A 22264-nucleotide genomic window follows, 5' to 3' on the forward strand; every position below is an offset into this window, starting at 1 on the left:
AGGCTCTGCCATTGCCTCTTTCAGGCCAAAGCCCTAGCTTTACGGTCAGTCAATGACAATAAGGCAGGATTTTGGTGGTTTCCCTGGTTCGTCGCGCGGCTCTGACCGTGCTTATTACCTCGACATTCGCGTTGCCGGCTCTTTCAGATACCGGTTCGGGGTCTTATCTGGCTGGGCGCCAGGCCGTTTACGAAAGCGATTATACTGCCGCTGAGAAATACTATGCGCAGGCGCTGAAATTCGATCCGCAAAATGAACAGTTGCTTGAGAGCGTTCTCGTTGCCCGTCTTGCGTTGGGCGAAGTCGAGGGCGCATTGCCCATCGCGCAAAGGATGGAAGAAAGCGATCTGGCCAGCCAGGCCGCGAAAATGGTCATTTCAGCCAGCCTGGTGTCCGAAGGAAAATTGGATGAGTTTCTCGCCCGGGACCCCGAAACACAGGGCGTAGGGCCATTAGTTGACGGGCTGATGATTGCCTGGACCTATATCGGTCAGGGCGAAATGACCAAGGCGATGGAGCAGTTTGACGAAGTCGCAACTCAGGAAGGGTTGCGGGACTTTGCTTTGTATCACAAGGCGATGGCACTGGCTTCGGTTGGTGACTTCGAAGGGGCCGAAGAGGTTTTCCAGGCAAATGGTGGTGCCGTATCCCGTTTCTCGCGTCGCGCTGTGCTGGCACGGGTTGAAGTGTTGTCCCAACTCGACCGCAACGAAGAAGCGTTGCAGTTTCTGGACGAAGTATTCGCAGCCGGAAACGACCCGTCCATTGATGGCTATGTGAACCGTTTGAAAGCGGGGGAAACGCTGCCGTTCACCCATGTGGGTTCTGCGCAGGATGGCATGGCCGAGGTCTTTTTCTCGGTTGGTGCAGCGCTGAATACCGAAGCTGCCCCCGATTATGTCCTGCTTTATGCGCGTATTGCTGCGTTCCTGCGGCCCGATCACATAGATGCAATATTGCTGAGCGCGGAGTTGCTGGATGCGCTGAAACAGTATGATTTGGCCGTGGCTGCTTATCGGTCGGTTCCGGCGGATAGTACGGATTACCACGCTGCTGAACTGGGCCGTGCCGAAGTTCTGGGCCGTTCAGGCAAAAATGATGCTGCCGTCGAAGTGCTGCAGAATCTGGCTGCCCGCCAACCGGGTCTGCCCAGCGTCCATGTCGCGCTGGCGGACCTTGAACGCCAGCAGGAGAATTACGAGGCGGCGGTCAAATCCTACAACACAGCCATCGAGCTGACCGAAACCGACTCGGGTGGGAATTGGTTCCTGCATTATGCCCGCGGTATCTCGCACGAGCGCCTGAAAAACTGGGAAAATGCCGAGGCTGATTTCCGGCGGGCGCTGGAGTTGAACCCGGATCAACCTCAGGTCCTCAACTACCTTGGATACTCATTGGTAGAACGCCGCGAGAAACTGGATGAGGCGCTGGACATGATCGAACGCGCCGTCGCAGCGCGCCCGGACAGCGGCTATATCGTTGACAGCCTTGGCTGGGTTCTTTTCCGCCTTGGCCGCTACGATGAGGCGGTTGATCATATGGAACGCGCTGTCGAGTTGATGCCGGTTGATCCGGTCGTGAATGATCACTTGGGCGATGTGTACTGGGCTGTAGGCCGGGAACGTGAGGCTGAGTTCCAGTGGAAGCGAGCGCTGTCGTTCATCGATCCCGAGGATACCGATGGCGAAGCAGATCCGGAACGTATCCGTCGCAAGCTGGATGTGGGCCTGGATCTGGTACTTTCCGAGGAAGGTGCTGAACCATTGAAGGTCGCCAATGGCAATTAAGGCCTTCGCGCCTGCCAAGATCAACCTGACCCTGCATGTGACCGGCCAGCGCACGGATGGCTATCACTTGTTGGATTCGCTGGTTGCCTTTGCGGATGTCGGTGATGATCTGATATTTGCGACCGCGCCCAACCTGTCGATGGAGGTGGCGGGCGAGTTTGCCGAGGGTGTTCCGACGGATAGCCGCAATCTCGTATGGCAAGCGGCCGAGGCTGCAGGATGGTCAGGACATATCAGCCTCAACAAGGTTCTTCCGCATGGTGCTGGGATAGGCGGCGGTTCATCGGATGCTGCGGCTACGCTGAAGGTGCTGTCCGAGCAGGGGTTTGATGCCTCACCCGATGTGGCGTTGTCCCTGGGGGCAGACGTTCCCGTTTGTGTGGCAGGCCAGGCTTCCCGAATGCGGGGCATTGGTGAAGAGATAACCCCGATTGTTCTGCCACCACTGGCAGCGCTGCTGGTTAATCCGGGTGTGGAGGTGCCGACGGGACCGATATTCAAAGCGCTCGCATTACGGCACAACCCGCCAATGCCAGAATATATTCCTGCGCTTGAAACTTCCGAAGAGTGGGCGGAGTGGCTGGGTGAACAACGCAATGATCTGGAAGCGCCTGCCAAGGCGTTGGCGCCTGAAATCGAACGGACGCTTGATGAATTGCGCGCAACCCGCAACGTCCTGCTCGCGCGGATGTCTGGATCAGGGTCGACCTGCTTTGCGCTCTATCCGTCGATGAAAGCGGCCCATTTCGCAGCTTATGAAATTGGCGCGGCCTTTCCCAACTGGTGGTGCCGCGCCACGCAGCTTAGTTGAGGCGCGAGACCACGTAGTCGGCCAGATCACGCAACAGATTGCGTATTTCATGATCGGGCAGCACATCCAGCGCGGTCTTTGCCTTGGCGGCCCAGCCATATGCGTCAGAGCGCGTTTCATCCAGCGTGCCGTATTTGTTCATCAGGCTCAGGGCGTGATCCAGATCGGTGTCTTCCTGACGGCCTTTCTCGATCGTGCGCTCCCAAAAGGCGCGCTCTTCCGGCGTTGCCTGAGCGACTGCCTTGATCACCGGCAGAGTCAGCTTGCGCTCGCGGAAATCGTCGCCGACATTCTTGCCGGTCGCCTTGCTATCACCTTGATAATCCAGCAGATCGTCTGCAATCTGGAATGCAATACCCAAGGCGTCGCCGTAATCGAACAGGGCTTTGACCTGTTCTTCGGTTGCGCCCGCGATCACGCCGCCAACTTCGGTGGCTGCGGAAAACAGTGCGGCGGTTTTGCCGCGAACCACCTGCAGGTACACGCTTTCATCCGTGCGCAGATCGGTGGCGGCGGTCATTTGCAGGACTTCACCTTCTGCGATCGTCGCGGATGCATTCGCAAGGATGTCCAGCACGCGCAGTGAACCTGTTTCAACCATCAGTTGGAAACTGCGGGAAAACAGGTAGTCACCTACCAGAACACTGGATTTATTGTCCCAAAGCAGGTTCGCTGTGGGGCGTCCGCGACGCTGGGCGCTTTCATCCACAACGTCGTCATGCAGCAACGTAGCTGTATGAATGAATTCGACCGTGGCTGCCAGACGCACGTGGTGATCCCCCGGATAGCCAAACAGCCGGGCTGCAGCGAGCGTCAGCATCGGGCGCAGGCGTTTGCCGCCGGCTTCGACCAGATGGGCCGTCACTTCGGGGATGCGTGGTGCATGTTCCGACGCCATGCGCGTCCGGATCAGTTCATTCACGGCCTCCATTTCCGGTGCCAGAATGTCCGCCAGTCGCTCATGCGGTTTCGAGATCGTGCTGATATTCATCACACTCCTGATACAAGGCTCGACTTCCGTCCCGCCTTGCCCTTACATCCATCCCCATGAAAGAACTTCTGCGCAGCACCGATCCCACCATTCTGGCCTTTGCATCCGCTCTCCTTGAGGGCGAGGATATAGACTGCTTTCAGATGGACGTAAATATGAGCATCCTCGAAGGTGGCATTGGAATTTTTCCGCGACGGCTGATGGTTCGGGCGGATGATCTTGATCGGGCCGAGCGGGTGATGCGTGACAATGAGATCCCACTGGGCAGATGAGCGGGTTTGCTGACAACGAACTGACCTGTAACGATTTTCTGGGCGGCCGTGTTCGGCTTTGGCAGCCCGTTGACGGGTACCGGGCTGGTGTAGATCCGGTTTTTCTGGCGGCATCTGTTCCGGCAACATCCGGCCAGTCTGTGCTCGAGCTGGGCTGCGGGGCAGGGGCTGCGGCGCTATGCCTTGCTGTGCGCGTTCCGGGACTTCACCTGTCAGGAGTTGAATTGCAGGCTGAATACGCTGAGCTGGCGCGCAAAAACGCTGTAAAAAACGGCGCAAATTTTGAAGTTGTTCAGGCAGATCTGTCCGCTTTGCCGTCTGAACTCAGGCAGCGGCAGTTCGATCACGTTATTGCCAATCCACCGTATTATCGCCCCGGAGCGCACAGCCCTGCCACCGATAGCGGTCGCCAAATCGCACTGGGTGAACAAACACCATTGGCCCATTGGATCGAAATAGCCGCCCGACGTCTTGCCTCGCGCGGTTATCTGCACATGATCCAGCGTGTCGAACGGCTGCCGGACATGTTGTCGGCTTGTTCGGGGCGACTGGGATCGGTCGAAATCCTGCCTCTTGCCCCACGGATTGGCAGGGCGGCCGAGCTGTTGATACTGCGCGCGCGCAAGGGTGGTCGGGCTGATTTCAAACTTCACGCACCATTGGTTTTGCACGTCGGTGAAAGACATATTCGCGATGGTGAAAGTTACACACCCGAAGTGATGAAAATCCTGCGCGAAGGGGCTGAATTGCCCTGGCCGGCCGCACGATAGGCAATGACCAGCCGAAATTGTCGGATTTGTAACAGATTCTGTGCGTCTGCAGCGTGACAGGGTGGAAACGATGTGATCAACTTCTTACGTGACACTTATACGAGAGAAGGAGGATCGCCATGAGCGTGAGCGCACATCTGACCGAACTGAAGAAGAAGCACGAACACCTCAGTCTCGAAGTAGAACAAGCCCAGCGCTCGCCCGGCATTGACGATCTCCACATAGCTCAGCTGAAAAAACAGAAGCTCAGGCTAAAAGAAGAGATCGAACGCCTTTCTACTTAAGAATGGAAGCTGGCGCGTGCCGCAATGATGGCACCGCCAGTGATAAGCAGCGCCGCGATCGCCAATGACCAAGACGGCATGGCGATCCCGGCCAAAACCAGAACAAGCGTAGACAGAAGCGGTGCCGCGTATGAGCTGGTTCCAAGCATCTGGATGTCGCCACGCTTGACCCCGATATCCCAGACATAAAAGGCGAGACCTACGGGTCCGAGCCCTAGTGCCAGTGTCGATGCCCATGCAATGGTCGTTTCCGGCCAAATGGTCTCTTCCAGCGCGAAATGCAGCATCCAAGAAGCGACTGCTGTCAGGACACAGAACACAGCGACCGAACTGGTCGGTGTCTCGCCCAAACGGCGCGACAGAACCGAATACCCAGACCATGTCAGAGCGCAAAGCAGGGCCAGAGCGTATCCTGGCAGGTGATCAAGCTGGAACCCGGCGCTTCCGCCTCCGGTTATAATCAGCGCTGCGCCGGAGAAGCCAAGACAGGCACCGATCAGATGTCCAATGCGCAAGCTCTCTCCTGGCAGCAGACCCGACAGCAAGACGATCAGCAGAGGCCAGAGATAGGCAATCAGCCCCGCCTCGGCCGCAGGGGCCATGCGCAAGGCCGAAAAATATAATGCGTGATATCCGAACAGCCCTACAGCGCCGAAGAGATAGATTTTCCAGTTGATATCGCGCAACTGGCTCAGCCCGCCCGATGCGTATGTCCAGATCATTCCCAGTGTACCGCCAATACTGAAGCAAATCGCATTCAGCAGCAGCGGCGGGGTCGGAGCGGAGCCAACTGTAAAAAGCGCAAGCAGTGACCACAGCAAAACGGCCACAAATCCAATTGCTGTCGCACGGGTCTTAGTCATGTTGCGGGATATCCTCGACCGGAATGATTTCGAATCCATCCGAGATATGCGCGGTTTTTTCAATTTCTGCCAGAAACCAATCACGAAACGCCTTGATCTGGGGGCGATCTTCAGCGCCGGGCAGGCACAAAAACCGAAAACGGGCATTGGTTTCGATGGCGGTTTTGAATGGCGCGACCAAGCGCCCCTCCAGCACATCCTTGATAATCATCGGTCGGCGGCCAAGGGCAACACCCAGCCCGGCCACAGCCGCGTCAATTGCATGATCAGCGTTAGAGAAATGGGCGCCATGTTCGGGCACAAAATTCACGCCAACCGCCCTGAACCAAGCGGGCCAATCGACCGCAGGTTTTAAGAACCCGATGGAATCGTCGTGTATCAGGGGCGCGTCTTTCAAACTCTGAGGTGTCGTGAATTGCTCTGCCAATTCGGGCGTCATTACAGGCGTCAGCCATTCCTTGCGCACGGGTACAGAATACAAACCGTCATCCTGTCCGTACCCAAATCGGATCGCGACATCCACGTCATCCCGCTCCAGATCCATGCTGCGCAGCGTGGCAGAGAACCGAAGGTCAATTTCCGGATGTGCACGGGCAAATTCATACAGGCGAGGCGCCAGCCATTTTGCGGTCAACGCGGGTCCCGCAGTGATGGTCAGCGTGGTGTTGTCCTGCAATCTGCGTGTCGCGGCCCATGCTGATTGCAACGTTGCAAACCCTTCAGCGGCGCCCGGAGCAAGCGAGCGTCCTGCTTCTGTCAGTTCAACGGCACGGTTCAGGCGGCGAAACAGCGGTTGGCCCAGATGCTCTTCAAGCGATTTGATCTGAAAGGACAGGGCCGCGGGCGTCACGCTCAACTCGTCCGCTGCTTTGGCAAAGGACATGTGCCGGGCAGCGGCATCGAACGCGCGCAGGGCAGTCAAAGGGGGAAGGCGATCGGTCATATCGGATAAGAATTTCTAAACTGAACTCTCGAAAACTCTCGTTTGTACCTTTTAAAAACAACAGTCATCTTAGAGACAAGTCAAGTTCACCTTTACAAAAGGGGAAGTGCAATGATCGAGATGACCACAAATCCAGCTGCGCACCGCGCAATTCTGCGCGCGCATGCCGAGCGCGGCAAAGCCATCAGGCAGATCTGGAACTGGTTCTTTGGTTCCCGCTGAACGCAGCGCGCGCGTTCTTACGGGATAAAAAGAGAGGCCGATCCTTTTGGGATCGGTCTTTTTCGTATCTATCGACCTTTTTTCGACAGGTCGTGCAGGATGATCGGTTCGATCCGGCAGAGTTCACCAAACCGGTTCTTCACTTCGGCAATGCCTGCGGGGCTTGCCGAAATCACAATCCGGCCAGATGGTCCCGGCGTCACATTCACGACCCCAGGTACATTGGTGATCTGCTGTGTCAGGTCTGCAGGTTCTGAGCCGCGCCGCTCGCGGCGTATGGCCATCACATAGTCCGTCATTCCCGCTCCTGCATATAAATCCGATCAATCGCGCGGCATTCCGTGCCCCTGAAATTCAGGTGCGAGGCCGATAGTAACACAGATTTGTGTCAGGATATGTCGCGCCATGTTCGAGCGGTGAATGCTCCGGGGCAACGACAGATATGCGGCATCCTTTGCCAGAACCCGGGCAAGCGTCGCGCAAGCAACAGGTGTCGCCATCGAAGTACCATCCAGCGCGGAATACGGGGCGACAAAGCCGTGGCGCTCGGGAACCGTAGCGATGATGCCGACGCCGGGAGCAATTGCATCAATCTCGGGGCCGAAATTCGAGAATCGTGCCAGAAAGAACCCATCCAGCCCGAATTTCCATGGCTCCTGTGGCAGTTGATTTCCCGAGGTCGAGGTATCCGGAGCTGTCCCGATTTTCCCTGCGGCTGAGATTGCGACGGTTTCCGACAAGGCGGCCGGGAATTTGACCGGTGGTCCACCGTCATTGGCGGCTGCACACAGGCACAGCGTTCCTCGTTCCGCTGCGTCCTGAACCGCATCCTCTACCAGTTCGGATTTTACCGGAGAACCGAGGCTCATGTTGATCAGGTCTGCTCCAGCCTTGCTCAGATGGTCAATCGCGTTGGCGATATCGACGTTCGAAGCCCCAGAATTGGGCGGGAATACGCGCGCGGAGTGCAGATCAACACCCGGCGCAACACCGGCCTGTACCATCTGGCCCCCGGGCCGCCCTCCAATGCTGCCGGCAACATGCGAGCCATGAATGTCGACATCTGCCCCGGCGACCGGATCGTGCTGATTGTTAATGAAAGCCCCGTGATCGGTACCTGTAAGATGGGGGTGAGGGCCGAACCCGGTATCGATGACGCCAACGGCGATTCCATCCCCTGCATCGGCCTCAAATGAGTTTACCCCTAGAGCCCGATGCCACCAGTCGATTCTGCGATTGCCCGGCAGCTTGTCGCAAACCACCGTCGTCTTTGGACCTGCAACCATGACCTGTCGTGACCAGAAACCATCATATGGGCTGACGATATATGCGAGCGGTTGCATCGAAGGGACGACGTCAAAAACTGCGATACCGCTTGCGTCAGTCATGCCTTCAACGCGCGCGACATCACCACCAAGGGCCCGCAGGAAAAGTGTGACACCGGCAAAAGGCAGGCCCCTGCCACCACCGCGTACCTCGATTTCGAACAAAAGCCCGGATCCGGCGGTATGGGACAGGTCGATGACTGGCACATTGGTGCCTGCAAACAGGCTGCGAGCGCCTCCGACGCGTTCGTGCATGATCAGAGGCTCGACAATGACATCGTCTGTGCTGGTGGCTGCGAGGGACTGCATTTCGCCCTCTGTGCCCTCCATGACGACGCTGCGGCGCGCCAGATCATCAGGCGGAGCCAGATCAGACAGCATATGTGTTGTGCTTGATGGTAAGGCCAGAGCTGCGCTCAATGCATCGCGCGAAGCCATTTTTTCCTGTTCGCGAAACTTACCGGCTCGTCGATTAGACATCACGAATTTCATATCAAATGCTCCTTTAAAAGAATGGGAGCATGATAGCACAAATCGCGACGTTTTTCTGGCTTGGGTTGCAGTGTGGGCGAGTCTCCACCGCAAAAAGAGAACGCCCGCCAAACTGGCGGGCGTCTAATGCTGTCCAATCGGATCAGACGAAGAACTGAGCACCGTTGGCCGAAATTGTCGAGCCGTTGATGAACTGAGAATCGTCAGACGCCAGGAACGCCACACAACGTGCGATTTCTTCAGGCTCACCCAGACGACCGGCCGGGATCTGGCCGATGATCGATTCGCGTACTTTTTCCGGAACCGCCATCACCATCTCGGTTGCGATATAGCCAGGGCAGATCGCGTTTGCAGTGATGCCTGCACGTGCGCCTTCTTGCGCCAGCGATTTGACGATGCCCAGGTCACCGGCCTTGGTGGCAGCATAGTTCACCTGCGCAAACTGACCCTTTTGACCATTGATCGAGCTGATGACGATAACGCGGCCGAACTTGCGCTCGCGCATGCCGTTCCAGACGGGGTGGACGGTGTTGAATACGCCGGTCAGGTTGGTGTCGATCACCTGATGCCACTGTTCCGGGGTCATCTTGTGGAATGGCGCATCGCGGGTGATGCCCGCATTGGCGACAACGATGTCGATCGGACCAACTTCGGCCTCAACCTTTTCGATGCCCGCTTTCGATTCATCGTAGTCGGCGACGTTCCATTTGTAGGTGGCGATGCCGGTTTCTTCGGTGAATTTCGCAGCGGCTTCGTCATTCCCCGCATAGGTGGCTGCAACGTTGTACCCTTCGGCCTTGAGCGCCTTGGAAATTGCTGCGCCGATGCCGCGGGAGCCGCCGGTAACGAGTGCTGTACGTGCCATTTAGGAATCCTCCAAATTTAGTCGCCTTGGTAATGCTGTTACTCTGAGAGATGCAGATGCGCAATATTGTTTCGCTGTGAATTTTCGCTTTCGAGGTGTCAATATCGTCGCATCCAATAGGTAGTGGTTGATTGTAACAAAAAAGGGCGCCGGTCGGCGCCCTTTTTTATTTGGTTGTCAAAGCACTTAGTCGCGCTCCACACAGAGGGCGACGCCCATGCCGCCACCGATGCAGAGGGTCGCGAGACCTTTCTTGGCATCGCGGCGCTTCATTTCGAAGAGCAGGGTGTTTAGTACGCGGCAGCCGGATGCGCCGATCGGGTGACCGATGGCGATCGCGCCGCCGTTGACGTTTACGATCGACGGGTCCCAACCCATGTCCTTGTTTACGGCGCAGGCCTGAGCGGCAAAGGCTTCGTTGGCTTCGACCAGATCCAGATCATCTACGGACCAGCCTGCCTTCTCCAGCGCCTTGCGAGAGGCGTAGATCGGACCGACGCCCATGATCGACGGATCCAGGCCAGCGGTTGCGTAGGATGCGATACGGGCCAGAGGCTCAATGCCGCGCTTTTCTGCATTCTCGGCCGACATCAACAAGGTGGCGGCCGCGCCGTCGTTCAGGCCCGAAGCGTTTGCCGCGGTGACCGAACCGTCTTTGGCGAAAGCCGGGCGCAGTTTGCCCATGGCTTCGATGGTTGCGCCGTGACGGATGTATTCGTCGCTGTCCATCACGATATCGCCCTTGCGGGTCTTGATGGTGAAAGGAGTGATTTCGTCAGCGAACTTACCGGCCTTTTGCGCGGCTTCAGCCTTGTTCTGCGACGCAACTGCAAACTCGTCCTGCATGTCGCGGCTGATCTGCCATTTCTCAGCGACGTTTTCAGCGGTCTGACCCATGTGATAGCCGTTGAAGGCGTCCCACAGACCATCGCGGATCATCGTGTCGATGTATTTCATGTCACCCATCTTGTGACCGGCGCGCAGAGCGGCGGCATGGGGTGACAGAGTCATGTTCTCTTGTCCGCCTGCGGCAACGATATCGGCGTCACCCAGCTGAATGTGCTGAGCACCCAGTGCCACGGCGCGCAAGCCCGAGCCGCAAACCTGGTTGATGCCCCACGCGGCACTTTCCTGCGGCAGGCCAGCATTGATATGCGCCTGGCGGGCCGGGTTCTGGCCCTGTGCAGCGGTCAGGACCTGACCCATGATGGTTTCGCTTACTTCGCCCTTGTCGATTCCAGCGCGTTCCACGACTGCTTCAAGGACGGCAGCGCCCAGATCATGTGCAGGGGTGTTCGCAAACGAACCGCCAAAGCTACCGACGCCTGTACGTGCGGCGGATGCGATTACTACGTTGGTCATACAGTCAATCCTTTACCGTCATGGTCCTGTGGGAAATCTGACGGCGCAGGTCGTGGAGAGGCACTCTCCGGATACAAGAGCGCCTCGTGATCCCCCGCTCAAGCACCTCTTGCCATAGCGTAATGCTGCAGTTGCAGCAACGGACAGCTTGTCTCAGCGTTATGATCGGCAATTAGTTGCGACAGTGCGGTGCTTGTTAACTTCCTGTCTTCGCTTCACTTTTCGTCTTCCAGGGCGGCGTGATCGAAGGAGCGCCGAAGAGGAAGCCCTGCAGGCAGTCGACCCCATTAGCCACCAGAAACTCGGCATCTTGTCTGGTCTCGACCGATTCGGCGGTTACCAAAATCTCGAACTCACGGGCGACAGCGATCAGCGCGCGAACCAGCGCCTGATTGTCTGAGTTTTTACTTATCCCGCGTATGAACTGGCCATCGATTTTGGCGGCATCAAACAGGAACTCGCGAAAATAGCGAAAGCTGAAATTACTGGCCCCGAAGTCGTCCAACGCGAAGGCGACACCGCGTTCCTGCAGGCGATCCATGAAATCCACAACCAGCTCCGGTACCTGCATCGCCGAGCTTTCCGAGATTTCCAGAATCAACCTTTCCCCGATGCTGGCGTCCTTTTTTAGGAACCGGTCCAGTACGCGGGACCAGCGCGCAAATCCGATGGAGCGGGCCGACATGTTGATCGACAGGCGGATTCCGGGGTTTCTGACGAGGGTTCGCAGCCCCATTTCCAGTGCGATGCAATCCAGTTCCCGTCCAATCGGCGTATTCTCGACCTGCGGCATGAATTCGCGCGCGGGGATTACGCGGCCGGTTTCGTCAAGGACGCGGATGAACCCTTCGTAAAAGGCGACACCCTGCGGAGGATGGGCCTGCATGACTGGCTGATAGGCCAGCTTGCATTGCTTGTGCCTGACTGCGTCAGCTGCCATCTGCACGACCGAGCGATCCCGGGCCGTAACCGCTGAATTCAAAGGGCTGTCCGCGCCTTCTGGCAGGTCTGCAAGTTTCTTGTCCCGCATGGATACCGTTCCCTGAGGGTTGCCGAATGGGGTTCGGCCTCATTCTCAGGGCAAACAGGTGAATCTGCGGTTAAGAAGTAAGATGTATTAATAGATTGGTTAATGCTTTGCGGTCCGTCAGCGGGCTGATTGCCAAGCACGACCCAGCGAAGTGGCGGCGCCGATGACAGCCCCCAGAATGCCCATGACCAACATGACGAAGCTAAGCGCCAGAATGCCAGAGGGTACATTGCTTATCAGCGCAGATACCATCGCCATCACCAGACCCAAAAGGCCAATAACAGTCGAAACAGTTGTCAGACGGGACATGCTGGCCTCCAAGCTACTCATACGCGGCACATCTGGTCGATATGGAGTAGCTGGGCCGAATTTCAAGTCGCCGTGGCCGTCAGTCGGGCAAGATCAAGCCCGTTCTGCCTGAGCATTAGGCGGTTTCGCGTCAAATTGCTCAAATCCGGGCGTTCCACGATCTTCTGGGTGGCGGGCAAGGTGTTTGGCTTTGATCTGTTCAGAGTTGTCGCGGCTTCCGTCGTGGCTGTAACCGGGGGGTGCAAAGCAATAAGCCAGCCGTTGACGCAGGCTCAGGCCAGGCTGTTTTACATCCTGCCAGATACCCACCCACTCGTGGAAAGCGACACGCAAGGGATTGAACGTACCGATATTGTGCACCAGCCCGTAATCGACGCGGTCATCGTCCTGCTCGGGCACAAAGGTACCAAAGAGTTTGTCCCAGATGATGAAGACACCGGCATAGTTGCAATCCAGATACCGCGCATTGCGGCCGTGATGCGCGCGGTGATGGCTGGGGGTATTCATGATGGCCTCGAACCAACGGGGCATCTTTCCGATCGCTTCGGTATGTATCCAGAACTGATAGATCAGGTTGATACCGCCGACGAACAAAACCATCGCAGGGTGGAAGCCAAGCAGGATCAGCGGCGCCCGAACAACCATCATGAAGGTGAACGTATAGGTCCATGTCTGACGCAGCGCGGTTGTGAGATTGTAGTGCTGTGAGCTGTGGTGATTGACATGGCTGGCCCAAACCCAGCGCACTCGATGTCCCAAACGGTGGACCCAGTAGTAACGCAGGTCATCCAGAACAAAGCACAGAATAATGACAGGGATCGATGTGCCCAGATTTAAGGGCGTGATCTGCCACAGCCACATGAAGAACGCGTAGGCGATGAAGCCTAGCAGAAAGCCCGACGCAATATTGCCAGCCCCCATGATCAGCGACGTCACCGCATCACGGGTTTCATATCGCCCGCCTCGACCCTTGACCGAGATCCACAGAAATTCTGCAAGGATTGCAGCAATGAAGAAGGGAACGGCCCATTGCACGGCGTCCGGAAATGTCACTTGATCAGTCATGCGGGCTCCATCAGGTGTCGCCAGTGGCGGCGTTCGCTTTCATCGAGATGGATAACCACGCGCGGCACGCCAAACTCGTGGAACTGAACCTCCAGTCCCTTTGGGTGCTCAAGCCAGTCGAAATCCATCAGATGCCGCGCAACAGTGTCTGCGCCAAATGACCAGAGCAGACCGGCGCCGACATTGGTTCTGATCAGCGCTGAATGGCAGTCATGCGATATGGTGACATCGATCACGTCATCATCGGGAAAGTGACGCAACCATTCCTTTTGCGCGCTGGCCTTGGTCAGGACGCGCAACCGCGATCTGCCTGTGACGTGCAGCAACAGTGTGATCCCGGCGATCCCGCCGACCACCAGAACCAATAGTATTTCGAGTGGCATTCCATCCTCCTGCAGACAACCTGCAAAGGAGTTGAAAGGCTGTCAAAGGTGGCGTTGCGTCAGCTGTTTTCCAGAGTTTCCAGAATCTCGTGCTGCACAACGCGTTCGACGAAGGGCACCAAGCCTTCGGGACCTGACGCGCGATCCTTGAGGTGGATGCAAATGTCAGGCCTGCGTGCTGCAATGATGCCCACCATTTCGCCGCGAATCTTGTCATCAAGACCTGCGCCCATGATGGCACAGACAATCCGCGGTTCCGCCTCCAGTTGCCGCCGGACCTCTTCCTGATCATGAGCACCCAGCCATTGGATCGGCAGATGATCCAAACGCCGTGCTACATCGCCAATTACGTTGGGCAATTTGCCAATCAACAGAACTACTGGTTTCATCGCTGTTTCCTCTCAAACTGGTTTATTTGAGGGTTTTTGCTAAGCATGAGAAAACTATAGCACGGGAAGGCCGAAGTTGACTTGTTCTAAATCGCCAGCATCGAAAACAGGAAATGCATCTTGAAGAACGTTCTGTTCATTTGCGGCAAAGCGCGCATGCGCAGCCCAACAGCCGCCGATGTAGTGGGCGAATGGCCCGGCTATAGCACTGATTTCGCAGGGATTAGCCGGGATGCAGACGAAATGATTTCATCAGAACAGGTTGAGTGGGCTGATATGATATTTGTGATGGACCGCCGCCAGAAGAAGCGGCTGTCTGACAAATTCGGTCATCTCATAAAGGACACCAAGATTATTATTCTTGGTATCCCCGATCAATTTGATTACATGGCGCCTGATTTGGTCGACCTCATAGTGGTAAAGCTGCGTCCGATTTTGGACGTCCAGGATTAGCTTTCACCATCAATCAGTGTCGACACAATCGCTTTGGCACTGTCTGAATTCCACTCCGCGTCACCGATCAGGCGGGCGATTTCATTGCCGTCCGGGTCGATGATCACGGTGATCGGCAGGCCAATCACACCCATTTTGCTTGCGACGGCCTGCTTTGGGTCCTGATGGCGGGGCAGATTGTCGATGCCGTTCTCGTCGAAGAACTTCTTGATCCCGGCAGGAGAGTTGCGTCCTGTGGCCAATGTCAGAACTTCGAAGCTGTCACCGCCAAACTCGTCCTGGAGCTCAGCAATCTGCGGCATCTCCTTGCGGCAAGGGGCGCACCAGGTGGCCCAGAAATTCAGCAGCACATACTTGCCCTTGTAATCCTCAAGAGACGCAGTGCCACCGTCATCTTCCAGCTGAAACTCAACGGCTTCGACCGGCTTGGGCTCTTTGTGCAGGATCAGGCGTTTCAGACTTCCTTCGCGCAGTGGGCCAAGAGTCTCGGCATCTGTCGCCAAAGCGGCGTTTGCACCCAGCGCAAGGGCCATATAAAGGGGGATCAGACGAAATAGGCGCATATCAACTCCGGGTTTTCTTACATGACCGATCAATCCTCGAACCAGATGTGGGGCGGCCGCTTTGCCGCCGGTCCAGACGCGATCATGGAGGCGATCAATGCCTCGATCGGGTTCGATCAGCGGATGGCAGCCCAGGACATCGCAGGCTCGCGCGCCCATGCCGCCATGTTGGCTGCCACAGGCGTCATAAGTGATAGTGATGCCGAGGCTATTCGGGAAGGGCTGCTCACCGTTTTGTCAGAAATCCAGAGCGGAGAATTTCAGTTCTCAACCGCACTGGAAGACATCCACATGAATGTCGAAGCGCGCCTGAAAGAGGTCATTGGTGAGCCCGCAGGCCGTTTGCATACAGGCCGCAGCCGCAATGACCAGGTTGCGACCGATTTCAAACTCTGGGTTCGTGATCAGCTGGACGCGGCTGAGAACGGCTTGCTGGCGCTGATCCGCGCGCTTTTGGCGCAGGCCGAGGCCGGGGCGGATTGGGTCATGCCGGGCTTTACCCACCTTCAAACCGCCCAGCCAGTCACTTGGGGCCATCACATGATGGCCTATGTCGAGATGTTTGGCCGCGATCTGTCTCGTGTCCGTGACGCCCGCGCCCGGATGAACGAATCCCCCCTTGGCGCTGCCGCGCTGGCCGGCACCTCATTCCCCATCGACCGCCACATGACGGCCGAGGCCCTTGGTTTTGACCGCCCCGCTGCCAACTCGCTGGACGCCGTCAGCGACCGCGACTTCGCGTTGGAGTTCCTGTCGACCGCGTCGATCTGTGCCATTCACCTGTCACGCTTTGCCGAAGAACTGGTGATCTGGTCTTCGGCCCAGTTCCGGTTTGTAACGCTCTCGGATCGCTTCTCGACCGGCTCGTCGATCATGCCGCAGAAAAAGAACCCTGATGCAGCTGAACTGATCCGTGCCAAGGTGGGGCGGATTTACGGAGCCAATACCGGTCTGATGATGGTCATGAAAGGCTTGCCCCTGACCTATTCCAAGGACATGCAGGAAGATAAAGAACAAGTCTTTGATGCGGCCGACAACTGGATGCTGGCGCTGGCAGCAATGGAAGGCATGGTCAAGGATATGACCGCCAACCGCGAGAGCCTTGCCGCGGCAGCGGGCTCGGGGTTTTCGACCGCGACCGACCTGGCCGATTGGCTGGTTCGCGTATTGGGCCTGCCGTTCCGTGATGCGCACCACGTTACCGGATCTCTGGTTGCGATGGCGGAAAGCAAGGGCTGCGATCTGCCCGACCTGACGCTTGACGACATGCAGTCGGTCCACGCGCACATCACTCAGGATGTCTATTCTGTTCTTGGCGTACAAAATTCGGTAAACTCGCGACAATCTTACGGCGGTACGGCACCGGATCAGGTCCGTATCCAGATTGAAAGATGGAAGGCGAACCTGTGATGACCCTTTTGCGCGCAATTGCTCTTATGGCCGCTACTGCGATGCTGTCGGGATGCGGGGCGGATGGCGAGCCCATTCAGCCAACGCTGAACGCAAATGTCGGCGTTTCAAACAACGGTGCGTATGTCAGTGGCGGTGTGGGTGTAAACCGTGGCCCTCTCAGCGTCTTTTTCGGGCTCTGACCTGACGCCCGATTGAAAACCATGGTCTGATCACCCAACTTTGGGTGGTCATGCCCTCATGACTGAAATTCAGAGGCAATAAAGAATGAAATTCATCGGTGTATTGACCGCGCTTGTTGTGCTCGCAGCTTGCGACCCGTCTTATCAGTCGCGCCCTGAACCTGCGGCAGAGCCGAAGAAATCGGGCATCTCAATTTCCGGCTACGGTCGCGTTGGTGTTTCCACCAGAAAGTAACGCGTTAATCAGCAACCACTGCGCAAATTGTGTTTACGAGCTGGAGCTGTACGCTAATGCTCGGCCATTCGGCATGCCTGCAAAATATATTTTATTACAATGGGTTAAATTTCAGATTCTTCCCCCTTGTTGGTGCCGGTGTTCCTGAGCAAAAGGGCCGTGCCTGAAAATTCATCAGGTAAACACACAAGAGTACAAAATGAAAAAAATCTTTATTGCCGCAGCACTGATTGCTGCCTCTGCCGGAATTGCGTCTGCTGCGGATCAGGACTGCACTGCTGAGAATGCGCAGTCCAAGGCGCTGGAACTGTCCACAGCACTGCAAACGCTGGCTGCAACGAACCCTACGCGCATGCAGGAGATTGCAACTGAAATGCAGGCCAAAGCAACAGAAGCACAGACATCTGGCGATCTGGCAGGTTTGTGCGCTTACTACGATGAGTTGATCGACGAGGTTAACTCCTGAAGTTTGATTGATTGTTTCTTTGAAAGGGGTCCGAATTTGTTTCGGGCCCTTTTTTGAATCCTCAAAGGCGCGCGATGGCGCTTCAAAACCATTGATCAACGCTTGCATTTCAGTCTAAGCGCGCTGTCATGGATCACTTTCTTTACCGCGACGGCGCGCTTTACGCCGAGGATGTACCGATCTCCGAAATTGCTGCTGCGGTCGGAACGCCATTCTATGTCTACTCGACTGCGACGCTGCTGCGCCATTTCAAGCTGTTCGATGATGCGCTGGACGGTACCGATCACCTCGTCTGTTACGCGATGAAGGCGGCCAGCAATCAGGCAATCCTGAAGACGCTGGCACAGGCGGGTGCGGGAATGGATGTGGTTTCGGGCGGTGAGTATCTGCGCGCCAAAGCGGCCGGAGTGCCCGGCGACAGGATCGTGTTCTCGGGCGTTGGCAAGACAGCAGATGAGATACGCACCGCGCTGAACGGCGGCATCCGCCAGTTCAACGTCGAATCCGAGCCTGAGATGGAAGTGATCAACGCCGTTGCTTTGGAGTTGGGTGTGGTTGCGCCGATCACCGTTCGGGTGAATCCGGATGTGGATGCCAAGACCCATGCCAAGATCGCGACGGGAAAATCCGAGAACAAATTCGGCATTCCAATTGCACGAGCATCTGAGGTCTATGCCCATGCCGCCAGCCTGCCCGGCCTCGAGGTGATTGGCATCGACGTCCATATCGGCTCGCAGCTGACCGAACTGGAGCCCTTTGAGCTGGCCTATACCAAGGTAGCTGAACTGACGGAAAAGCTGCGCGCCGAAGGTCACAACATCCGCCGCCTCGATTTGGGGGGCGGGTTGGGCATTCCCTATACCCGTTCCAACGATGCGCCACCGCTGCCGGTGGAGTATGGTGCACTGATCAAGAAGACACTTGGTCATCTGGGCTGCGAGATCGAGATCGAACCGGGTCGTTTGATCGCCGGGAATGCGGGTTTGATGGTTAGCAAAGTGATTTATGTGAAGTCCGGAGAAGGTCGCGACTTCCTGATCCTCGATGGCGCAATGAACGATCTGATCCGCCCTGCTATGTACGAAGCGCATCACGATATTGTGGCGGTGCAGGAGCCTGCTCCAGGCGTTGAACAGCAACCCTATGACATCGTGGGGCCGGTCTGCGAAACGGGTGATACCTTTGCCAAGCAGCGCAACATGCCACCGCTGAAATCCGGTGATCTGATCGCCTTTCGCAGTGCGGGCGCATATGGCGCGGTAATGGCCAGCGAATACAATACGCGTCCGCTGATCCCAGAGGTTCTGGTAAACGGCGATCAATTCGCAGTAATTCGTGAACGGCCAAGCTTTGACGAAATCATAAACCGCGATACCATACCTTCGTGGCTTTGACGCGATGAGCGCGCGGGCCCGATCAGGAGGCCCGCCTTGACCGACAGATCAAACCTGCCAATTCCCCGATTGTCCCTGTGGCTGACGCACGCAGGGATGCTGGCCGAGCAGGTTTGGCGCGCATTCTGGCCGTTTTTTTCGCTGGCAATGGCTATTTTGGCCGCTTTGATGCTGGGTCTGCAGGATCATGTCGGTGTTGAAATTGTCTGGTCCGTAAGTGCGCTGGCGGTGCTTGGGCTTCTGGTGGCAGCAGTTTGGGGAATCAGACGATTCCATATCCCGACGTGTGCCGAAGCGCTCGTGCGGTTGGATGAAACCCTACCCGGCCGTCCCATTCAGGCCTTGCTGGATGATCAGGCCATCGGTGCAATGGATGCCGATTCTGTCGCGCTCTGGCATGCGCACCAGACACGCATGGCGCAGAAGGCCTCGAAGGCAGGTGTCGTCAAACCGGATCTTCGGCTGGCCTCGCGCGATCCTTATGCTTTGCGCTACGCGGCATTGCTGGCGTTGGTTGTGGCGTTCTTTTTCGGGTCGTTCTGGCGCATCGGATCAGTTGCCGAGATGACGCCGGGAACAGCCACGGCGGGTCAGGGACCGACATGGGAAGGATGGGTCGAGCCTCCGCGCTATACCGGTTTGCCTACTTTGTATCTGGCCGATCAGACAGATCCGACGCTTTCGGTGCCTCAGGGCAGCCGCATAACATTGCGCTTCTATGGGGAAGTCGGGGCGCATACCCTGACGGAATCCGCATCGTCGACAGGGATTGAGGCTGCGACAGAACCGGAACAGGATTTTGTTGCCGAACGCACCGGTCAGTTGCGCATTGATGGTCCGGCTGGGCGGGATTGGACACTGAATGTCATTCCGGACACCCGACCTCAGGTCGCTGTATCCGACATCGCCGAGGCCGAGGCGGGTGGTCAGATGAAACTGCCCTTTACCGCCAGTGACGACTACGGTGTGGTATCGGGGTCTGCCCGGATTGAGCTTGATCTGGCGTCTGTGGATCGTCGCTATGGCCTAACCGCCGAGCCGGAACCGCGCGAGACGATTACTGTCCAGCTGCCGATGCCAATCACCGGGGATCGTACCGAATTTGAAGAGGATCTGATCGAGGATTTCTCTCAACACCCGTGGGCGCATCTACCAGTCAGGATCACACTTTCTGTTCGTGACGCATCAGATCAGCAGTCGGAATCCGAACCCTATCTGACCGCATTGCCCGCCCGACGTTTCTTTGACCCGCTTGCATCGGCGGTGATCGAACAGAGACGCGATCTGCTTTGGGCTCGTGACAACTCTGGTCGTGTCGCGCAGATATTACGGGCTGTTTCGCATCGTCCCGAAAGCCTCTTCCGGTCCGAGACGGCTTATCTTCGCCTGCGCGTGCTGCTGCGCAGGCTTGAGACTTTTGATGAATTCGGCCTGAAGCCCGAACAACAAGCCGAAATTGCTCAAGCGCTTTGGGATCTCGCGATTCTGATCGAAGAGGGGACTCTTGCTGATGCGCTGGAACGCATGCGCCGTGCGCAAGAGCGTTTGACCGAAGCGATGCAGAACGGCGCCAGCGACGAAGAGATTGCCGATCTGATGCAGGAGCTGCGCGACGCGACGCAGGATTATCTGCGACAGCTTCAGCGTCTGGCGCAGGAAAACGAAAGTGACGAAGGCCAACCCGGGCAAAACGGTGAATCGCTGCAAATGACGCAGGATGATCTGCAGCGGATGATGGATCGTATTCAGGAGTTGATGGAACAGGGCCGTATGGCCGAGGCGCAGCAAGCGTTGGAAGAGTTCCAGCAGATGATGGAGAACATGCGTGTCACCCAAGGTCAGGGTGAGGGCGGTCAATCCGAAGGTCAGCAGGCAATGGAAGGGCTTGCCGAGACTCTGCGCGAACAGCAGGGCCTGAGCGATCAGGCATTCCGCGATTTGCAGGAACAGTTTAATCCGGGTGCGCAGGCGGGTGAAAACTCCGGTAACGAAGGCCGATCGGGTGGACAGGGCCGGGGTCAGAGCCACGAAGGCCAGGGTGGTCAGGGACAAGGCGCTGACCAGCAGGGCGGCGAAGGTCAGCAGGGTCAGGGAACGCTGGCGGACCGCCAGCAGGCGCTGAGAGATGAATTGAGCCGTCAGGAACAAGGCCTGCCCGGTGCAGGAACGGAAGAGGGTGAAGCTGCCCGCGAGGCGCTGGGCCGCGCAGGTCGCGCCATGGACGAGGCAGAAGAAGCGCTGCGCAGCGAAGATCTGGCCGAAGCCATCGACCGTCAGTCCGAAGCGATGGAAGCACTTCGCGAAGGCATGCGTGCGCTGGGTGAAGCCATGGCCCAGAACCAGCAAAACCAACCCGGTCAGGGCACACAGGAAGGCGATATGCAGGCCAACAACCGCGATCCGCTGGGCCGCAATCCGGGCGCGGCCGGTTCGATTTCAACAGATGAAAATCTGCTGCAAGGCGAAGACGTCTATCGCCGCGCACGTGAATTGCTGGACGAAATCCGTCGTCGGACAGGCGAGACCGACCGCCCGAAAATCGAACTGGAATACCTCAAGCGTCTGCTTGAACGGTTCTGATTAGATATTCTGGAATTATTGCGAAGCTGAACCCGCCTGCGTCTCAAGCCAGATACGGGCCTGATCCACCAGTGATACGTAAGACTGCAACGCTGGTTCGGCTTGAGGAACCGCCTCGCTGATCTGTGATGCATTGCCGTAGACCAGGAACAGAATCACGCCGATCACGAGGATCAGCACAAACCCCCGTACAAACCCGCTGGATTTGCGTGGTGCGACTTCGGTTTCCGCTGATGGGTTATCGGTCTCATCGGAACGCAGGCTGGAATTGATGGCCTCGACATCCGGTAACACGTCCTTGTGCCCGGCATCCTCTGCCGTTTCGGTCGTCGTGGGCTCTTTGGCCTCCACCTCGGGCTCTTCGGCCGGAGGATCCAGTGCCAGATCCGGTTGGCTTTCCAGCCCCGAGCCTTCCTGCGCCCGCAGTTCCGCTTCGCGGGCTGCTTCCTGCTGCAGGATATTGGCAACAGCGGGATCTACATTGCCGTTGCTTTCCTTTGGTGGTTGGGCTTCTTCTGCCGGCGCGGGTTCAGGCTCTGCCTCGGGGGCAGGGGCTTCAGCGGCGACCTCTTCGTTTTCGGTCTCTTCGACACTCTCATCTTGTGCCGGAGCGGCCTCAGCCTGTGGCTCAGGATACTTGGCCTGAAACCATGTCTCTTCACAATTGGAACATTGTACGTCTCGGCCTTCTTCTGGAATGACCTCGTCCGGAACCTCGTATTGGGCACTACACTTCGGACATGTTAGACGCATACTGCCTCCCCGGCCTGCCTGTCGGCCTGATAGTAGTTTTTTCAGGGATGATATTCCGTTAAGAG

At 57.2% G+C, this 22264-nt stretch carries 26 protein-coding genes; 12 read left to right on the forward strand and 14 right to left on the reverse strand.

The features are described 5' to 3' along the window. Positions 1-71 precede the first annotated feature (71 nt). Positions 72-1787: a tetratricopeptide repeat protein gene (locus ACR0CW_RS09020; RefSeq protein ID WP_480787537.1), complete on the forward strand. Its 1716-nt coding sequence runs from the start codon at positions 72-74 to the stop codon at positions 1785-1787. After that, complete coding sequence (locus ACR0CW_RS09025; RefSeq protein WP_480787538.1) at positions 1777-2598, forward strand: 4-(cytidine 5'-diphospho)-2-C-methyl-D-erythritol kinase; 822 nt, start codon at positions 1777-1779, stop codon at positions 2596-2598. The genes ACR0CW_RS09020 and ACR0CW_RS09025 overlap by 11 nt, the downstream gene beginning before the upstream one ends. Here the strand turns inward: ACR0CW_RS09025 and ACR0CW_RS09030 are convergent. After that, a complete protein-coding gene (locus ACR0CW_RS09030; RefSeq protein WP_480787539.1) occupies positions 2591-3589 on the reverse strand; it encodes a polyprenyl synthetase family protein in 999 nt (332 codons plus the stop codon). The genes ACR0CW_RS09025 and ACR0CW_RS09030 overlap by 8 nt on opposite strands. Before the next feature lie 56 nt (positions 3590-3645). On the opposite strand from ACR0CW_RS09030, the gene ACR0CW_RS09035 reads away from it, so the two are divergent. From ACR0CW_RS09035 to ACR0CW_RS09045, 3 genes are all read left to right on the forward strand, one after another. Beyond that, on the forward strand, positions 3646-3861 hold the full coding sequence (locus ACR0CW_RS09035; RefSeq protein ID WP_155149757.1) for a putative signal transducing protein: 216 nt from the start codon (positions 3646-3648) through the stop codon (positions 3859-3861). Further along, positions 3858-4631 carry a tRNA1(Val) (adenine(37)-N6)-methyltransferase gene (locus tag ACR0CW_RS09040; protein ID WP_480787540.1) on the forward strand — a complete coding sequence of 258 codons (774 nt, stop codon included), beginning with the start codon at positions 3858-3860 and terminating at the stop codon, positions 4629-4631. Before ACR0CW_RS09035 ends, ACR0CW_RS09040 begins: the two co-directional genes overlap by 4 nt. A 119-nt stretch (positions 4632-4750) precedes the next feature. After that, positions 4751-4915, forward strand: coding sequence for a YdcH family protein (locus ACR0CW_RS09045; RefSeq protein WP_155149761.1), 165 nt, complete (start codon positions 4751-4753; stop codon positions 4913-4915). Here the strand turns inward: ACR0CW_RS09045 and yddG are convergent. The 11 genes from yddG to ACR0CW_RS09100 all read right to left on the reverse strand — a co-directional run bounded on the left by yddG (position 4912) and on the right by ACR0CW_RS09100 (position 14163). Continuing rightward, on the reverse strand, positions 4912-5778 hold the full coding sequence (yddG, locus tag ACR0CW_RS09050; RefSeq protein ID WP_480787541.1) for an aromatic amino acid exporter YddG: 867 nt from the start codon (positions 5776-5778) through the stop codon (positions 4912-4914). The two genes, ACR0CW_RS09045 and yddG, sit on opposite strands and share 4 nt — an antisense overlap. Then, a complete protein-coding gene (locus ACR0CW_RS09055) occupies positions 5771-6721 on the reverse strand; it encodes a transcriptional regulator GcvA (protein WP_480787542.1) in 951 nt (316 codons plus the stop codon). The genes yddG and ACR0CW_RS09055 overlap by 8 nt, the downstream gene beginning before the upstream one ends. A 290-nt stretch (positions 6722-7011) precedes the next feature. Beyond that, on the reverse strand, positions 7012-7242 hold the full coding sequence (locus tag ACR0CW_RS09060) for a hypothetical protein (protein ID WP_155149787.1): 231 nt from the start codon (positions 7240-7242) through the stop codon (positions 7012-7014). Positions 7243-7266: 24 nt separating this feature from the next. Then, the gene (locus ACR0CW_RS09065; protein ID WP_480787543.1) at positions 7267-8760 is read right to left on the reverse strand and encodes a S8 family peptidase; all 1494 of its coding nucleotides are present in this window, start codon (positions 8758-8760) and stop codon (positions 7267-7269) included. Between the two features lie 142 nt (positions 8761-8902). Next, complete coding sequence (gene phbB, locus ACR0CW_RS09070) at positions 8903-9625, reverse strand: acetoacetyl-CoA reductase (RefSeq protein WP_155149791.1); 723 nt, start codon at positions 9623-9625, stop codon at positions 8903-8905. A 186-nt stretch (positions 9626-9811) separates the two neighbouring features. Then, entirely contained in the window at positions 9812-10987 is a 1176-nt protein-coding gene (locus tag ACR0CW_RS09075) for an acetyl-CoA C-acetyltransferase (RefSeq protein ID WP_155149792.1), read from the reverse strand. A 196-nt stretch (positions 10988-11183) separates the two neighbouring features. Continuing rightward, entirely contained in the window at positions 11184-12017 is an 834-nt protein-coding gene (locus ACR0CW_RS09080; protein ID WP_480787544.1) for an EAL domain-containing protein, read from the reverse strand. A 117-nt stretch (positions 12018-12134) separates the two neighbouring features. Then, on the reverse strand, positions 12135-12326 hold the full coding sequence (locus tag ACR0CW_RS09085) for a hypothetical protein (RefSeq protein ID WP_170332421.1): 192 nt from the start codon (positions 12324-12326) through the stop codon (positions 12135-12137). 93 nt (positions 12327-12419) lie between these two features. After that, the gene (locus ACR0CW_RS09090) at positions 12420-13391 is read right to left on the reverse strand and encodes a sterol desaturase family protein (protein ID WP_480787545.1); all 972 of its coding nucleotides are present in this window, start codon (positions 13389-13391) and stop codon (positions 12420-12422) included. Beyond that, positions 13388-13774: a hypothetical protein gene (locus ACR0CW_RS09095; RefSeq protein ID WP_155149800.1), complete on the reverse strand. Its 387-nt coding sequence runs from the start codon at positions 13772-13774 to the stop codon at positions 13388-13390. The genes ACR0CW_RS09090 and ACR0CW_RS09095 overlap by 4 nt, the downstream gene beginning before the upstream one ends. Before the next feature lie 59 nt (positions 13775-13833). Continuing rightward, positions 13834-14163, reverse strand: coding sequence for a hypothetical protein (locus ACR0CW_RS09100; RefSeq protein WP_480787546.1), 330 nt, complete (start codon positions 14161-14163; stop codon positions 13834-13836). A 120-nt stretch (positions 14164-14283) separates the two neighbouring features. Between ACR0CW_RS09100 and ACR0CW_RS09105 the strand changes: the two genes are divergently transcribed. Further along, a complete protein-coding gene (locus ACR0CW_RS09105; RefSeq protein WP_480787547.1) occupies positions 14284-14616 on the forward strand; it encodes a phosphotyrosine protein phosphatase in 333 nt (110 codons plus the stop codon). Here the strand turns inward: ACR0CW_RS09105 and ACR0CW_RS09110 are convergent. Then, complete coding sequence (locus ACR0CW_RS09110) at positions 14613-15179, reverse strand: TlpA disulfide reductase family protein (RefSeq protein WP_480787548.1); 567 nt, start codon at positions 15177-15179, stop codon at positions 14613-14615. The two genes, ACR0CW_RS09105 and ACR0CW_RS09110, sit on opposite strands and share 4 nt — an antisense overlap. 21 nt (positions 15180-15200) lie before the next feature. On the opposite strand from ACR0CW_RS09110, the gene argH reads away from it, so the two are divergent. From argH to ACR0CW_RS09140, 6 genes are all read left to right on the forward strand, one after another. Beyond that, positions 15201-16589 (forward strand): argininosuccinate lyase, encoded by a 1389-nt coding sequence (gene argH, locus ACR0CW_RS09115; RefSeq protein ID WP_480787549.1) that lies wholly within the window; start codon positions 15201-15203, stop codon positions 16587-16589. Then, a complete protein-coding gene (locus tag ACR0CW_RS09120) occupies positions 16589-16771 on the forward strand; it encodes a hypothetical protein (RefSeq protein WP_480787550.1) in 183 nt (60 codons plus the stop codon). The genes argH and ACR0CW_RS09120 overlap by 1 nt, the downstream gene beginning before the upstream one ends. Positions 16772-16856: 85 nt before the next feature. Next, positions 16857-17006 (forward strand): hypothetical protein, encoded by a 150-nt coding sequence (locus tag ACR0CW_RS09125; protein ID WP_170332411.1) that lies wholly within the window; start codon positions 16857-16859, stop codon positions 17004-17006. A gap of 199 nt (positions 17007-17205) precedes the next feature. Next, a complete protein-coding gene (locus ACR0CW_RS09130; protein ID WP_480787551.1) occupies positions 17206-17472 on the forward strand; it encodes a hypothetical protein in 267 nt (88 codons plus the stop codon). A 128-nt stretch (positions 17473-17600) separates the two neighbouring features. Further along, complete coding sequence (gene lysA, locus ACR0CW_RS09135; RefSeq protein WP_480787552.1) at positions 17601-18866, forward strand: diaminopimelate decarboxylase; 1266 nt, start codon at positions 17601-17603, stop codon at positions 18864-18866. Positions 18867-18902: 36 nt separating this feature from the next. Then, on the forward strand, positions 18903-21446 hold the full coding sequence (locus ACR0CW_RS09140) for a TIGR02302 family protein (RefSeq protein WP_480787553.1): 2544 nt from the start codon (positions 18903-18905) through the stop codon (positions 21444-21446). A 15-nt stretch (positions 21447-21461) separates the two neighbouring features. Here ACR0CW_RS09140 and ACR0CW_RS09145 read toward each other — a convergent pair whose 3' ends face one another. Continuing rightward, positions 21462-22199: a zinc-ribbon domain-containing protein gene (locus ACR0CW_RS09145; RefSeq protein ID WP_480787554.1), complete on the reverse strand. Its 738-nt coding sequence runs from the start codon at positions 22197-22199 to the stop codon at positions 21462-21464. Positions 22200-22264 lie beyond the last annotated feature (65 nt).

It is taken from the genome of Ruegeria sp. CH6 (genome assembly GCF_056537005.1).